We start from the raw sequence: 13,267 nt of genomic DNA, 5'->3' as shown, positions 1-13,267 counted from the left end.
TCGATTTTACGCTAAAATAACTACAGTTTATTGAATCATAATTGAGGGTGAGCACATGGCGAAAGCTAAGACAGATATGCTATTGGACTTTGTCTATGATGGAGTCAATCGCCGTGGGCAAAAGATCAAGGGCGAGACCACTAGCCGTAGCTTGGAGCTGGCAAAAGCAACTTTGCGCAAACAAGGCATTACGGTTAAAGGTATTAAGAAAAAGCCTAAACCCCTCTTTGAGTTCAAAAAACCGATCAAAGCTATCGATATCGCCATATTTTCGCGCCAGCTGGCGACAATGATGAAAGCGGGCGTGCCGCTTACGCAGTCGTTTGAGATCGTCGCCGACTCGCTTGATAACCCAAGTATGAAAGAGCTGGTCTTAGACATAAAAGCTGATATTGAAGCCGGCGGCACCTTTGCCTCAGCCCTGCGCAAACATCCGCGCTACTTTGATGATCTGTTTTGCTCACTAGTCGACTCAGGCGAGCAATCAGGGGCGCTTGAAACCATGCTGGAGCGGGTTGCCACTTATAAAGAAAAAAGTGAGCTACTCAAGGCAAAAATCAAAAAAGCGATGAAATATCCTATCGCGGTCATCGTTGTGGCCATTATCGTCACCATGATTTTGCTGATCAAAGTTGTTCCTGTATTCTCCGATCTGTTTGCCTCCTTTGGTGCAGAGCTGCCCGCTTTTACCCAAATGGTCGTTGGGATGTCTGAATGGATGCAATCGTGGTGGTTCGTACTGATCTTAATCATTGGCGCAGCTATCATAGGGTTCTCAGAAGCCAAAAAACGCTCTAAGAAGTTTCGTGACTTTCTAGATCGCGCGACGCTAAAGCTACCGATCTTTGGTAATATTGCTTATCAAGCCATTATCGCTCGCTTCTCGCGGACGCTATCCACCACTTTTGCCGCAGGTGTACCGCTCATTGATGCGCTAAACTCTACTGCTGGTGCAACCAATAACGTGGTCTTTTATGATGCCACTCAGCAAATCAAAAACGACGTGGCCACCGGTCAGCAGTTGCAGTTCTCTATCCGCTCAACCAACCTATTCCCAAGTCTTGTCATCCAGATGGTCGGTATCGGTGAGGAGTCTGGAAGCCTAGAGGAGATGCTAGACAAGGTAGCTATATACTATGAGAATGAGGTCGATAACGCGGTCGATGGTTTAACGAGCCTAATGGAGCCACTCATTATGGCGGTGCTTGGGGTATTAGTCGGCGGCTTGGTCATTGCTATGTACTTACCCATTTTCCAAATGGGTTCAGTGGTCGGCTAAAGGATAGCAATGAGATGCAATTGATAGCGTTATTACAAAGCAATATGACTTTGGCTTTGGTCGTGTTTGCCGTATTAGGTCTCTGTGTTGGCAGTTTTTTAAATGTGGTGATTCACCGTATGCCACTGATGATGGTCTACGGCTGGCGACAAGAGTGTAGTCAATTTTTGGCAGGACAGACGGACATAAAAGAGGAGCCAGCAGCCGCGCTCACTCAAATGACGGCAAATGATGTGCCTATTACCCTAAGCATGCCCGCTTCACGTTGTCCGCACTGCGCGCATCGGATTAAATGGTATGAGAATATACCGCTGGTCAGCTGGTTGGTGCTACAAGGTCGCTGCTCTGCTTGCAAAGCGCCTATCGGTATACGCTATCCTATCGTTGAGCTCATCACTGCACTGCTAACTGTGGCAGTTATTTATCACTTCGGCGTTAACGTTATCGGACTCTCGGCACTGATCTTAGTGTGGACGTTGATTGCGCTCACAGGTATCGACTTTGATACTCAGCTATTGCCAGATCGCTTGACCTTTCCGCTTGCTGGATTGGGACTAGCGGTTAATTCACAGAGCTGGTTTGTCACCCCAACGCAGTCTATTTGGGGGTTGCTCCTTGGCTTTTTGTCGCTATGGATAGTGGTCAAGGTGTTTTATTTAATCACCAAAAAACATGGTATGGGACAAGGCGATTTTAAATTACTTGCGGTGCTAGGGGCGTGGCTTGGGCCGATGATGCTACCGCTGATTATTTTGCTATCGTCACTACTCGGCTCTATCGTAGGTATTATCTTGATGCGACGCCAAGGCGAGAGTCAGCCGTTTGCCTTTGGTCCTTATATCGCTATTGCAGGTATCATCGCCTTATTGTATGGCACTGATATCGTAAATGGGTATCTGGGCATGTATGCTTAAAGGTGAAAAACTCAATAGTAAGCTGGCAATCTCAGTAAAACGTTACAATAATGACATGTAACCACGACAGCCAATACTAATGCACGAGTTAAACTTATAGCCATTCACATTGCAAACATAGAACAGCAATTTCTTAAAATTATGACTTGTGCTCATAATCAATCAACCTTTCATTTGCCTATAATAAGTTATTACTATGTCCATACATGCAAGCTCATCTCATGCTGACTCTAACCAAAAATCGGCGCGTAAAGTGACTGGTTTTGACAAAACCAAACTGGTTATCGGACTAACTGGCGGCATCGGTAGTGGTAAGTCCGCGGCGACTAATTGGTTCGCTAAGCAAGGTATCGATATCATAGACGCTGATGTTATCGCACATGAGGTGGTCGCCAAAGGTAGTCCCACTCTGCGCAAGATTCAAAAGAAATTTGGGGATTGGGCGATTAATTCGGAGGGTCAAATGGATAGAGCGGCGGTCAGAGCGCATGTCTTTGCCAATCCTGAGGCCCTTATAGAGCTTGAAACCATCACCCATCCTGCGATACGTGAAGCGGCCAAAGCGCAATTAAATGCCAGTACCTCAGCTTACGCAGTGCTCTCAGCGCCCCTACTCATAGAGGCAGCAGAGGCAGGACTGGCTAATTTGTGTCAGCGTATCTTAGTAATAGATGCGACAGAGGACACGCAACTTGCTCGCGCCAGCCAGCGTGACGGGCAAAGCGTCGCAAAAATTAAAGCTATTATGGTCAATCAGTTAGATCGCGGCGAGCGTACGCGCCATGCTGACGATGTGGTGCTCAATGATGCCGACCTTGAAACTTTGTATCAGCACCTAGAGCCTTTACACCAAGATTATCTTACCCTTGCCCAGCAGCTAAAGTTCGCTGTCGATTAATCTCATATAGCGCCATACCAGTAGCCACGCTGACATTTAGGCTTTGCAAATTGCCATACTCGTTGCCTGACATGGGTATAAATACTAGCTCATCACAGCTCTCCATCGTCAAGCGGCGCATACCCTCACCTTCAGACCCCATAATCAGCGCCGTTTTGCCCGTCAGGTCTGCTTCATGTATGGGCTTAGCGTTTGCTTCAAGCGCGGTACCAAAGACAAAAACACCTGCGTTCTTTATCTGCGTAAGTGTCCGCGCCAGATTAGTCACACTAATAATAGGTATCATCTCAGCTGCGCCTACTGATACCTTGGCAACAGTGGGCGTGAGACTTGCGGCATGATGTTTTGGACAGATAACCGCATCAACACCCATCGCTACTGCGCTGCGCAAACAAGCACCAAAATTATGAGCATCGGTAATCTGATCGAGCACCAATAGCAGACACTGATCGCACCCGCTAATTGTATCAATGAGTCCCTCATCAGCAAATCCGAGGGGACGCGCATGAAGCACCACTCCTTGATGCTGAGGACTACCGCACAGCTGCGTAAGGTTGTCTTTTTGTGTGGGCTGGATGCTAATGCCGTTGGCTTTGGCCTCTTGAATGATAGCCTGTACATGAGTATCGCTCTCGCGTCCTTGTTGCACAAATAGACTTAAACCATCTAAGGGACGGTGCGCAAGTAAAGCATCAATGGCATGAATACCATAGAAGTAACTGGGTTTTGCCATAATAGGCCTGCTGATTAAATAGAAGTATAAGTGTCAATTAAAGAAAAACAAACAGAATCTAAGCGATTGTGTTTGTTTTAATAGATGAGTTGGGACTGCTGATATTAAGATGTAAATGTATGGCTGATTATTAGCCTTCAAGATGACAGACGTACTGAACGATCTCATCGGTACGCAGATTAAAGCCGCTATTGCCCTCAACGACAAAAGACTGCCCAGCGCGGTAGTAATTAAACTCCTCATCACCGCTTATCTTTACTTCGCACTCACCACTAATGATTTCGATACGCTCGGAGGTATTGGTGCTAAAGTGATAGTGATCAACCAAATTGTCACAAGGCAAAATGACGCCTAGGGTCTTGTGGCGACCGTCTTCGAACATAATAGTATGGCTTGAGCAGCGTCCATCGTAGGATATAGTGGCTTGCGCATTAACAGTCACATTAGAGAATTTTACCGCTGTCATAGGGACTTCCTTATCAAATAATCACAACTAAACTAAAAAATAAGTAACGGGTCAAGCCATCATCAAGACAGCTCTCTTTGATATATTGTCGAGTTATCAGGCAACGTAAACAAGGTCGCAATGAGCGTAAAAGTTTATCGTTGTGTGAGATTATGCTACCACATTATATCTGTAAAGTTTGTTACGACACTGCCAAAATTCGCAAAATTTGATAAAATACAAGGTCAAATAATGAGCGCTTTGAGTGATAAATACTATTCTTTTAGACACTTAGCCTGTAGATTTATGTGATATTTTGCCGCTAGAATTTGTATTTGGTGCTGTTTAACACCATACTATATTTAGTTTTTTATTCCTTTATCTGTCTTTAGATACTACCGCATTTTTGTGGTGTACCCTCCTCTAGGCTAATGGTAGCGAGTAGGGTTTATTTGAAGGTTGTGATCAGCCACGAGAGGCGTTGATGCTTTTATCTTTAACTCTACATCAGTTTGCCTTGATAGCTCAGCATGAGCTGAGTATGGCTGAGGGTTTTAATGTGATTACGGGCGAGACAGGTGCAGGCAAGTCGCTACTGCTTGATGCCTTGTCTTTGTGCGCAGGCGAGCGCGCCGATAGCGCTATGGTTAGACATGGCGCAGCGCATGCGGATATCTACGCGCAGTTCGACGTACAGGACAACCAAGCGATAGCCGATTGGTTTGTAGCGCATGAGCGCCCTTTGGATGAGCCTGAGGTGCTGGTACGGCGTCAGCTTAGTAGTAATGGGCGCTCAAAAGCTTGGCTTAATGGTACGCCAGTCAGCTTAGCCGAGCTTAAAAGCCTGGGTACACTATTGGTCAATATCCATAGCCAACACGCGCAGCAGGCACTGCTTAAACCGCAGTTCGTGGTCCAATGGCTAGATGCGATGGCGCAGATTACTGCCATGAGTGACAATACTGCCACCAGCTATCAGCATTATCAGCAGCTCAAGCGCCGCGCCGATGATATTGCTAGCCGCGAGGCGCAGCGCCAAGACCGCATGCAATTATTGCAAAACCAGCTTGCCGATATCGCGCCGCTACTCTCTGTCGATTATGCTGATGTTGAAGCCGAGCACGAAGAGTTATCCAATATCGAGGCGCTGATGACAGAGGCCAGCCATAGCCTACATCTGCTTGATAATGATACTGATGAGCCTGATGTCATGACGTTGCTTGGGCAAGCGATCAAATTATGCGATCATCAAGTCGATGTTAGCGCAACCTTCAATCAAGCCTCCGAGCAGCTGCATTTGGCGCAGCAGCAGATTATCGAGGTTACCGCCTTACTCTCGGACTACGCCGAACAGCAGTTGCCTGACCCTGAACGCTTGCAAGCACTAGACAGCCTTATTAGTTTAGGTCATCGCCTCTCACGTAAACATAACCTGCCAGCGACCGATCTAATCGATGAGGCCAAAGCATGGCAGCAGCAGTTGGACGAGCTAGAAAACGAGCCAAGTAGCGATGCGATGGCAGCACAAATTGAGCAAGCTTGGCAAGATTATCTTGCGCAAGCGACCGCGCTACATAAAGCACGCGTCAAAGCTGCGCCTGCAATCTGTCAGCAGCTCACCGCTCAACTAAAACCTTTAGCCCTGCCTAATGCGCGCTGCGAGTTTGCCTTTACCAAGCGTGATGCCGCGCAGTACAACGCCCAAGGCTGCTATGATATCGACTTGCTCTTTAGCGCTAATGTCGGTATGCCTATGCAACCGCTACACAAGATTGCCTCAGGTGGTGAGCTGTCACGCATGGCGCTAGTAATGCAAGTTCTACAAGTGACCAATGCCGATACTAACGCCGCCAAGCCCATGCTGGTGTTCGATGAGGTCGATGTCGGTATCAGTGGCGGCACCGCGCAAGTGGTCGGCGAGTTACTACGCACATTAGGTCAGACGCAGCAGCTATTAGCGATCACTCACCAAGCGCAGGTTGCCGCCCAAGCGCATCAACATATCTTGGTACAAAAGCATTATGACAAGCTGACCCAAAGCGAGCTAATTATCTTAGAAGGTCACGCACAAGTCGATGAGCTCGCTCGTATGTCAGGCGGCGTCACCATTACTGATGTCACGCGCGATCATGCGCGTAGCTTATTAACTGACGTCAAATCGTAATCTATCCGCTTAGCGCAACTGTATTGATATTTGGTTAAGCGGTGCCATATAACTAGTACCCCATATGCCTAATTTATTTCTAATAGTCTAATAGATATCCAATCTATACTTAATCCTCTTACCCTTTGTTGTATTTGCCTCTATGTCTAAAGCCAATTTGACTCATCATTTTTTGATAGCAGCGCCCAAGCTCTCAGACCCCCGTTTTGAGCAGGCGCTCATTTACATCTGTCGTCATGACAAGCACGGTGCCTTGGGCCTCATGGTCAACCGTCCGCTTGAGCAGGCGCGCGTCGGCAAACTGTTAGAGGATCTAAGTATCGATGTCACTGATCCACAAGTGATGGATGATGTGGCGTTAGACGGTGGTCCTATGTATCCTGAAGTGGGCTTTGTACTACATACGGGGCAGCCTGAATGGGCATCGTCGTTTGCCATCTCCGAAAACGTCTGTATCACTACCAGTCAAGATGTACTTAAACGTATCGCGGTCGGTCACGGCGTCGGTCATTACCAGCTCTGCTTAGGACACGCCAGTTGGGGCAAAAAGCAGCTGGAGCGCGAGTTAAGCGCTGGCGACTGGCTGGTCTGCCCTGCTGATCTGACGCTCTTGTTCGATGCGCCCTTTGAGGAGCGCTGGCAATTAGCCGCTGACAAAATCGGGATTAATTTTGATTATCTAAGTGACGATATTGGTCATGCTTGAAATAACAAATGAGAGAAGAGGACATTCGCGACGATGGTGGATTCGATAGACACAGTGGATAGTACATCAATCGCTAACCGTGCTGACGTTAAACCTCATCTGGTACTATCTCTAGACTACGGGGTCAAAAAGATGGGCATGGCGCTTGGCAATACCATGACGCAGACGGCGCGTGCTTTTGATATTTTGGCGATGAATAATGGTCAGCCTGATTGGGACAATCTACTGGGTATTATCAAAGTCTGGGGCGTGACCCAAATTATCGTCGGTCTACCACTCAATATGGATGGCAGCAGCTCTATGCTCTCAAAACGCGCGCACAAATTTGCGCGGCGCCTAGCGCATCGGATAATGGAGCAGCACATACCCGCCACTGTTATGATGTGTGATGAGCGCCTCACCTCAGTTGCTGCCCGCGAGATCGCATGGGAGAACGGCTGGATTGATAATCCGCGCGCGCCAATCGATGATATTTCTGCCTGTATCTTGCTGTCGACCTACTTTAGTGATCCTAATAGTGCGCTGGCAATAGATGCTATTAAGCCTGAATAATTAAGCCTGGCTGATTCAGTAATCTATTAAACGTTTTTTTGAGCAATTATAAATAAGTGACATCCTTTATGAATACGGTCTCAGATCAACCGACTCAGCATGGTTTTGCACCGCTTGCGATCACTCGTATCAAAGGCGCGCAGCGTGCCAATCAAATCGCCATCTATATGTTATATGTAGCGATTCTCGCTTTTATGGTCTTTGGTACGATTGCTAGTATAAAGATGTTTCATGATAATCAACTGCTCTATCGTTTGTACTTTAATCTGCCCTATGTTTTGATCGCTCTGACGATTCCGATTACCCTTTATGATGCCCTAGTCATTTACCGTTACCGATTGAATCAGCCGTCGATGATTGCGCTCAGTATTGGTGTCTCTACTGTCGTTCTTATTGGCGGCTTATTGTTCGCAGATACCGCTTGGCTAGGACTGTCTTGCTGGCTTGGGGTGGCGTTTTTATTCAAATCTAACTTTAAGCGCTTCTTTGACTTTTTGGCCATAGAAGATAGTGTGGTAAAAGATAAATAAACTTATTATCAAAGACTGCTCTTTATTAGCCATTTACTTTAAAATCCAATTAACTTAAATACATAAGCCCTATGACAACTCATACTCCAGCTCACCATCATTTAGACACGCAAGGACTCATTTGCCCTGAACCTGTGATGATGCTGCACCGCGTCATTCGTAAGGCGGAGGGCGGCGAGGTTATCGAAATACTCGCAACCGATCCTGCGACCACACGCGATATTCCTAATTTTTGTCGTCATTTAGGGCACGAGCTTGTGGCGCAAGAAACCCTTGATAACGACGTCAGCTTGCCTGTCGATCCTAACGAGATCACCATCGATAGCGATGATGCTGCGCCGATGAGTCATACGCTTTATCGCTATCTGGTCAAGAAAAAAAGCGCTTAGTCGATAACGACAGTACATATTATTTATAAAAGGTAGGTTACGTGTTAGCACCCCAAAAGCAGTATGTACAGTGGCATGAGAACGATATAGTAAAACAAGCGCGCTGGTTGTCTGAGAGCAATCATGCACCGCCCACTCGAATAGTTATCATTGATGACAAAACCACAGCAGATGAAGCGTACCGCTTGGCCTCTCAAGGCACCTCTTTATTATGGCGTGGCAATTTTCATAACGCCCGGCAGCTATTGCAAGCGATCAACCGCCGTATCGATCGCACCAATGAGCGCTCAGCACTACGCAAAGCTAAGAAAGCGGCAAAAAGCGCTGAATCTGAGTCTAAAGCCATACCCAATCTATTCCATCAGCAGCGCCAAGTGACCGCTCAGCGTGCGCGTATACTCAGCCGTTTGCTGTTGGAGCTGGATGCAGATTATGGTAGCCATTTGCGCCGTGCTCCTGATATGAGCACTGCTTGCATCGCCGCTTTTGGCTCCTTAGATAAAAAGGATGATGAAGCGTGCGTACTGTCGTTTCGTGATGTGCAAGGGGCGCTTGGTGCGGCTGGATGGCGTGAAAAAGGTGTAAAGATCGACACTTTAGAGCTAACCCTTCATCCGCATTACGGTGTGTTTGCACCGACTCGGCATGAGTATGTACAGCTATTGCTCGATGCGCCTTTGCCAGTTGTGCCTGATGTCGCCTATGATATCGGTACGGGTACAGGACTATTGGCGATCATCTTAGCAAAGCGCGGCGCAAAACAAGTCATAGCAACGGACTTGAGCTCGCGGGCCCTCGCCTGCGCTAGTGATAACTTTGCGCGTCTAGATCTGACTGATATACAGTTGCAAGAGGCCAACCTATATCCGACTGATGCGCCGCTCGCCAATCTTATTGTGTGTAATCCACCTTGGTTACCTGCCAAGCCCACATCCCTGCTTGAGTACGCCGTCTATGACCCCAATAGCGCAATGCTGCGCGGATTGTTGCAAGGCGCAAAGTCTCACTTAGCGGAGCAAGGAGAGGTTTGGCTTATCCTATCGGACTTAGCTGAGCATTTGCATCTGCGCACTCGTGAGGAATTATTAGGCTGGTTTGCCGATAGTGGTTTAACCGTAAAATACCGTCTCGACACCCAGCCCAAACACGGTCGTAGCCAAGATGAGACTGATCCGCTATTTGCGGCGCGTCGTCGTGAGATCACTTCACTTTGGTGTTTGCAACCTGCCTAACGTTTAACTTTGAGTTTTCTATAGGGTGCGCCTCGCGCACCGATTGAGCTTAAAAATTCACAGCTCAATCCTGTAATTAAATATTTAAACTTTCGAGTAAATGCTATGAGCCGTGATCGCGCCGTCCAACAGCGACAACCCAAAGCGCTCGCCGTCGATGACGAACCGTATTATGTGACGGAATTTCGTCAAGCCATGCTGGCGCGTGGTCTGGCTACGCGTACCCGTAATGCTTATGTGCGCGACCTACGCGCTTGTGAGCTGACCAACCCGATCGCTCTGACCAAGTGGCAAGCCGATGACGTACTCCATTGCCTATCTACGCTCGCACAAAGCGATAAAACCCCGCGCACCCAAGCACGTATGCTCTCAAGCTTGCGCCAATTCTACCTTTGGATGATTGCCAGCAACCTGCGAGAGGACAATCCTTGCGAGCGTATTAAAAGCCCCAAGATCGGACGCCCCTTACCTAAAGACTTGGCGGAAGCGGATGTCGACAACCTCCTCGCTGCGCCCGATACTAGTACTGCCCTCGGTCTACGAGACAAAGCCATGTTAGAGGTGCTCTATGCTTGCGGTCTACGCGTTAGTGAGCTGATTAATTTGTCGCTTGAACAAGTGAACCTCAATGCAGGCTGGTTACAGATTACCGGCAAAGGCAATAAAACTCGCCTCGTACCTCTAGGCGAATATGCAGCAGACGCGTTGGAGGATTACCTATCTCATGGACGCGGTGAGCTGATCGCGCATTTAAAATCTGGCAACTGCCAAGCGGTGTTTTTGACCGCGCAAGGCGGTTATATGACCCGGCAGAACTTTTGGTATCTATTAAAGAAATACGCCAAAGTCGCCAGTATTGATAAAGAGCTATCACCGCACACCCTGCGCCATGCCTTTGCCACTCATCTACTCAATCATGGCGCGGATTTGCGCAGCGTGCAGTTGTTGCTTGGGCATAGTGACCTGTCTACCACGCAGATTTATACTCATGTGGCGACGGCGAGATTGCAGAAATTGCATGCGGAACATCATCCGCGTGGTTAGGGTATTGAAGAAAGGGTAAAAGCTTGATGTAGGGTGGGTTAGACTTAACAAATTCTCGAAGAGAATGCGGTTAAGACGTAACCCACCTTTTTTATAACTGTATTCTAAACTTGGTGGGTTACGCTGTCGCTAACCTACCCTACTCGCTAATTTACCTTTATATAGAAAAATAATTTTAATATATTAGCTTAACTCGCGTATTCGCTGGGCTAAAAGCACCAGCCTACAAAGACTTTTCGTACCAATAATTATCAGTGATCGTAAAAGGAATATCCAGTGCCGCAAGCCAAGCCCTCTACCCCGCCTAATCTAACCAAAAGTCAAAACTCTACGCTTAAAACGCTGACTATCATGGGTTATTTAGAGGGTACTTCTTTTTTATTGTTGCTAGGTATCGCGATGCCGCTAAAATATATGCTGGGCATTCCTGAAGCAGTAAGATACATTGGTATAGCGCATGGGGTACTATTTGTTGCTTATATTTTGACGCTTATCTACGCTGCTAGCAAAATAAAAATGCCACTTTGGGCTCTGCCTGCTGGCGTCCTCGGCTCGTTTTTACCTTTTGGTCCGTTTATCTTTGATTATGTTTTAAAAGAGAAATTGAAAGGGTAGCCTGTAGGGTGGGTTAGTTTTGTCAAGCTCTCAAAGAGCGCAGTCAAGACGTAACCCACCTTTCGAGATTGCGTTGATTCTAGATTTGGTGGGTTACGCTATCGCTAACCCACCCTACGCGCTATTTCATTCTACATAACTATGGGAGAAAACACTTATCCTAACCATTCTTTTAATTCCTGAAATTGCTCATAGTTAGTACGTAGGCTGGTGCTTTTAGCCCAGCACGATCTATAAAACCTCAAGATTTTGATATCGACAAATGAACTCACTTATATAAAAAGATAATTCTAGTGTTTGAGCTTAATTCTCTCATTCGCTGGGCTAAAAGCACCAGCCTACATCAAAATCTGTTTGTTATGTAACAGACATAAAGCGCGTTCCACGCACCGATATTGAGTATTATTTCCATGATACTGCGTCCAGCGAATCTTACCGATTAGCGAAACTTCCCTCCGCATCTAATTTTGTAATTATTAAATAGTCACCTTGAGGCGCGATCAGCTCCCATTACTCCTTAGACTGCCACTCGTCCAATGGCTTTAACGCTTCCTAACTGACAAAGCATATCGTTGGCGCTAGACTATTGGTTATAGAGTTTGGCGATATGCCTAGACAGGGAGTCTGCTATGTTTGGATTCGATATTGATATGGATTTGATGCAATATCACTTTTTTCAGTTAGGTATTGCGTTTGTGTTGTCGTTGCCGATTGCGCTGAATCGTGAGATGAAGGATAACGGCGCGGGGCTAAGGACGTTTCCGCTAGTGACGATCGCGTCGTGTGCGTTTATGCTGGTGGGGCGAGATATATTTTCTGAGGGTGATGCCGAGGCGCGTATTATGTACGGGATTATCACAGGTATGGGCTTTATCGGTGGCGGCGCTATCTTTAAGAGTAGTAGTAGTGTGAAAGGCACGGCAACGGCGGCAAGTTTGTGGAATACGGGAGCAATTGGGATTTCGGTGGCGTATGGGCGCTATGAGATTGCGATTATCTTGTCGGTGGTGAGTTTTTTAATTTTGCAATTCTCTGAGCCGTTTAAAGCGGAATCTTAGACTATAGTTTCGCAAGCGCGATAAAACGGTGCTGAAATTTGTCACCGTTGTGGTTACAATAGCGCTTATTATTCACCAATTGAGACCACTATGACTCACCGTCCCCCTGCAGAGCTATTAAAGAGTGCCGAACGCTGGCGCGAAGATATCCACTTTACGGATAACGTGCTGGGCAAGCCGTTTGAGTTTGCGACGACGTGGGGCATATTCTCACCGCAAAAGCTCGATGATGGCAGTTTGATGCTGCTTGATTATGTGGATTTTCAGGCCGATGACGATTCGATAGATTTAGGCTGCGGTTATGGGGTACTTGGCATGACGGCGGCGCGCGAGTGTCCAGATGGTCAGCATACTTTGATTGATAAGGACTTTATGGCGGTAGAATATGCGCGCCGTAATTGTGAAAAAAATGGTCTGAAAAATATCGATGTGCACCTGTCCAACGGCTTTAATCATGTAGCAAAGGACAAGGACTTTAGCTTGGTGATGTCAAACTTGCCTGCCAAAGTTGGTAAAGAGCAGCACTATTTGTATTTCCTCGATGCCTATGCGCGCATGCGTCCTGGCGGTCGTTTTTATGTGGTGACCATCAATGGTTTGCGCCAGTTTATGAAGCGCTCATTTACCGAGGTTTTTGGTAACAGCGACAAGGTCAAACAAGGTAAGACTTATACAATTACCATGGCAATTAAAGAATAAAACAGTTTA

The 13,267-nt window shown here is 47.1% G+C and carries 15 protein-coding genes; 13 read left to right on the top strand and 2 right to left on the bottom strand.

Going from position 1 to position 13,267, the window contains the following annotated elements; translation table 11 throughout:
- Positions 1-55 precede the first annotated feature (55 nt).
- The 3 genes from ACTXGE_RS00755 (at position 56) to coaE (ending at position 3,091) form a co-directional block, all read left to right on the top strand.
- Positions 56-1,279: a type II secretion system F family protein gene (locus tag ACTXGE_RS00755; RefSeq protein ID WP_317200477.1), complete on the top strand. Its 1,224-nt coding sequence runs from the start codon at positions 56-58 to the stop codon at positions 1,277-1,279.
- A gap of 14 nt (positions 1,280-1,293) precedes the next feature.
- Positions 1,294-2,193, top strand: coding sequence for a prepilin peptidase (locus tag ACTXGE_RS00750; protein ID WP_435949995.1), 900 nt, complete (start codon positions 1,294-1,296; stop codon positions 2,191-2,193).
- Between the two features lie 196 nt (positions 2,194-2,389).
- Entirely contained in the window at positions 2,390-3,091 is a 702-nt protein-coding gene (coaE, locus tag ACTXGE_RS00745; RefSeq protein WP_443541227.1) for a dephospho-CoA kinase, read from the top strand.
- On the opposite strand, the gene rlmB is transcribed toward coaE, so the two are convergent.
- The gene (rlmB, locus tag ACTXGE_RS00740; RefSeq protein WP_443541228.1) at positions 3,054-3,824 is read right to left on the bottom strand and encodes a 23S rRNA (guanosine(2251)-2'-O)-methyltransferase RlmB; all 771 of its coding nucleotides are present in this window, start codon (positions 3,822-3,824) and stop codon (positions 3,054-3,056) included. The genes coaE and rlmB overlap by 38 nt on opposite strands.
- Positions 3,825-3,954: 130 nt before the next feature.
- On the bottom strand, positions 3,955-4,290 hold the full coding sequence (ppnP, locus tag ACTXGE_RS00735) for a pyrimidine/purine nucleoside phosphorylase (protein ID WP_317200473.1): 336 nt from the start codon (positions 4,288-4,290) through the stop codon (positions 3,955-3,957).
- A gap of 463 nt (positions 4,291-4,753) precedes the next feature.
- Here ppnP and recN point away from each other — a divergent pair, with 463 nt between their 5' ends.
- From recN to ACTXGE_RS00685, 10 genes are all read left to right on the top strand, one after another.
- Entirely contained in the window at positions 4,754-6,433 is a 1,680-nt protein-coding gene (recN, locus tag ACTXGE_RS00730) for a DNA repair protein RecN (RefSeq protein ID WP_443541229.1), read from the top strand.
- 142 nt (positions 6,434-6,575) lie between these two features.
- Positions 6,576-7,139: a YqgE/AlgH family protein gene (locus ACTXGE_RS00725; protein ID WP_317200471.1), complete on the top strand. Its 564-nt coding sequence runs from the start codon at positions 6,576-6,578 to the stop codon at positions 7,137-7,139.
- Positions 7,140-7,172: 33 nt separating this feature from the next.
- The gene (gene ruvX / locus ACTXGE_RS00720) at positions 7,173-7,691 is read left to right on the top strand and encodes a Holliday junction resolvase RuvX (RefSeq protein ID WP_435949991.1); all 519 of its coding nucleotides are present in this window, start codon (positions 7,173-7,175) and stop codon (positions 7,689-7,691) included.
- 68 nt (positions 7,692-7,759) lie between these two features.
- Positions 7,760-8,221 carry a hypothetical protein gene (locus ACTXGE_RS00715; RefSeq protein ID WP_435949990.1) on the top strand — a complete coding sequence of 154 codons (462 nt, stop codon included), beginning with the start codon at positions 7,760-7,762 and terminating at the stop codon, positions 8,219-8,221.
- A gap of 71 nt (positions 8,222-8,292) precedes the next feature.
- A complete protein-coding gene (gene tusA, locus ACTXGE_RS00710; protein WP_435949989.1) occupies positions 8,293-8,610 on the top strand; it encodes a sulfurtransferase TusA in 318 nt (105 codons plus the stop codon).
- Positions 8,611-8,651: 41 nt separating this feature from the next.
- Positions 8,652-9,842, top strand: a complete 1,191-nt coding sequence (locus ACTXGE_RS00705) for a methyltransferase (RefSeq protein ID WP_435949988.1) — start codon at positions 8,652-8,654, stop codon at positions 9,840-9,842.
- A gap of 105 nt (positions 9,843-9,947) precedes the next feature.
- Entirely contained in the window at positions 9,948-10,886 is a 939-nt protein-coding gene (xerD, locus tag ACTXGE_RS00700; RefSeq protein ID WP_435949987.1) for a site-specific tyrosine recombinase XerD, read from the top strand.
- A gap of 276 nt (positions 10,887-11,162) precedes the next feature.
- Complete coding sequence (locus tag ACTXGE_RS00695; RefSeq protein ID WP_435949986.1) at positions 11,163-11,501, top strand: DUF3817 domain-containing protein; 339 nt, start codon at positions 11,163-11,165, stop codon at positions 11,499-11,501.
- Positions 11,502-12,130: 629 nt separating this feature from the next.
- Positions 12,131-12,559 (top strand): MgtC/SapB family protein, encoded by a 429-nt coding sequence (locus tag ACTXGE_RS00690; RefSeq protein ID WP_317200463.1) that lies wholly within the window; start codon positions 12,131-12,133, stop codon positions 12,557-12,559.
- 90 nt (positions 12,560-12,649) lie between these two features.
- Positions 12,650-13,258 (top strand): class I SAM-dependent methyltransferase, encoded by a 609-nt coding sequence (locus ACTXGE_RS00685; RefSeq protein ID WP_443541230.1) that lies wholly within the window; start codon positions 12,650-12,652, stop codon positions 13,256-13,258.
- The last annotated feature ends 9 nt before the right edge of the window (positions 13,259-13,267 follow it).

Source organism: Psychrobacter sp. T6-4 (genome assembly GCF_052258425.1).
Classification (GTDB): Bacteria; Pseudomonadota; Gammaproteobacteria; order Pseudomonadales; family Moraxellaceae; genus Psychrobacter.
This window is presented reverse-complemented; position numbering and strand designations above follow the sequence as displayed.

Excerpts from the sequence above, each read along its gene's own strand:
- xerD (WP_435949987.1), top strand. The coding sequence starts at position 9,948 with ATGAGCCGTGATCGCGCCGTCCAACAGCGACAACCCAAAGCGCTCGCC.
- ACTXGE_RS00755 (WP_317200477.1), top strand. The coding sequence starts at position 56 with ATGGCGAAAGCTAAGACAGATATGCTATTGGACTTTGTCTATGATGGA.
- ACTXGE_RS00715 (WP_435949990.1), top strand. The coding sequence starts at position 7,760 with ATGAATACGGTCTCAGATCAACCGACTCAGCATGGTTTTGCACCGCTT.
- ACTXGE_RS00750 (WP_435949995.1), top strand. The coding sequence starts at position 1,294 with ATGCAATTGATAGCGTTATTACAAAGCAATATGACTTTGGCTTTGGTC.
- ppnP (WP_317200473.1), bottom strand. The coding sequence starts at position 4,290 with ATGACAGCGGTAAAATTCTCTAATGTGACTGTTAATGCGCAAGCCACT.
- ruvX (WP_435949991.1), top strand. The coding sequence starts at position 7,173 with ATGGTGGATTCGATAGACACAGTGGATAGTACATCAATCGCTAACCGT.
- ACTXGE_RS00685 (WP_443541230.1), top strand. The coding sequence starts at position 12,650 with ATGACTCACCGTCCCCCTGCAGAGCTATTAAAGAGTGCCGAACGCTGG.
- ACTXGE_RS00725 (WP_317200471.1), top strand. The coding sequence starts at position 6,576 with ATGTCTAAAGCCAATTTGACTCATCATTTTTTGATAGCAGCGCCCAAG.
- ACTXGE_RS00690 (WP_317200463.1), top strand. The coding sequence starts at position 12,131 with ATGTTTGGATTCGATATTGATATGGATTTGATGCAATATCACTTTTTT.
- recN (WP_443541229.1), top strand. The coding sequence starts at position 4,754 with ATGCTTTTATCTTTAACTCTACATCAGTTTGCCTTGATAGCTCAGCAT.
- tusA (WP_435949989.1), top strand. The coding sequence starts at position 8,293 with ATGACAACTCATACTCCAGCTCACCATCATTTAGACACGCAAGGACTC.
- rlmB (WP_443541228.1), bottom strand. The coding sequence starts at position 3,824 with ATGGCAAAACCCAGTTACTTCTATGGTATTCATGCCATTGATGCTTTA.
- coaE (WP_443541227.1), top strand. The coding sequence starts at position 2,390 with ATGTCCATACATGCAAGCTCATCTCATGCTGACTCTAACCAAAAATCG.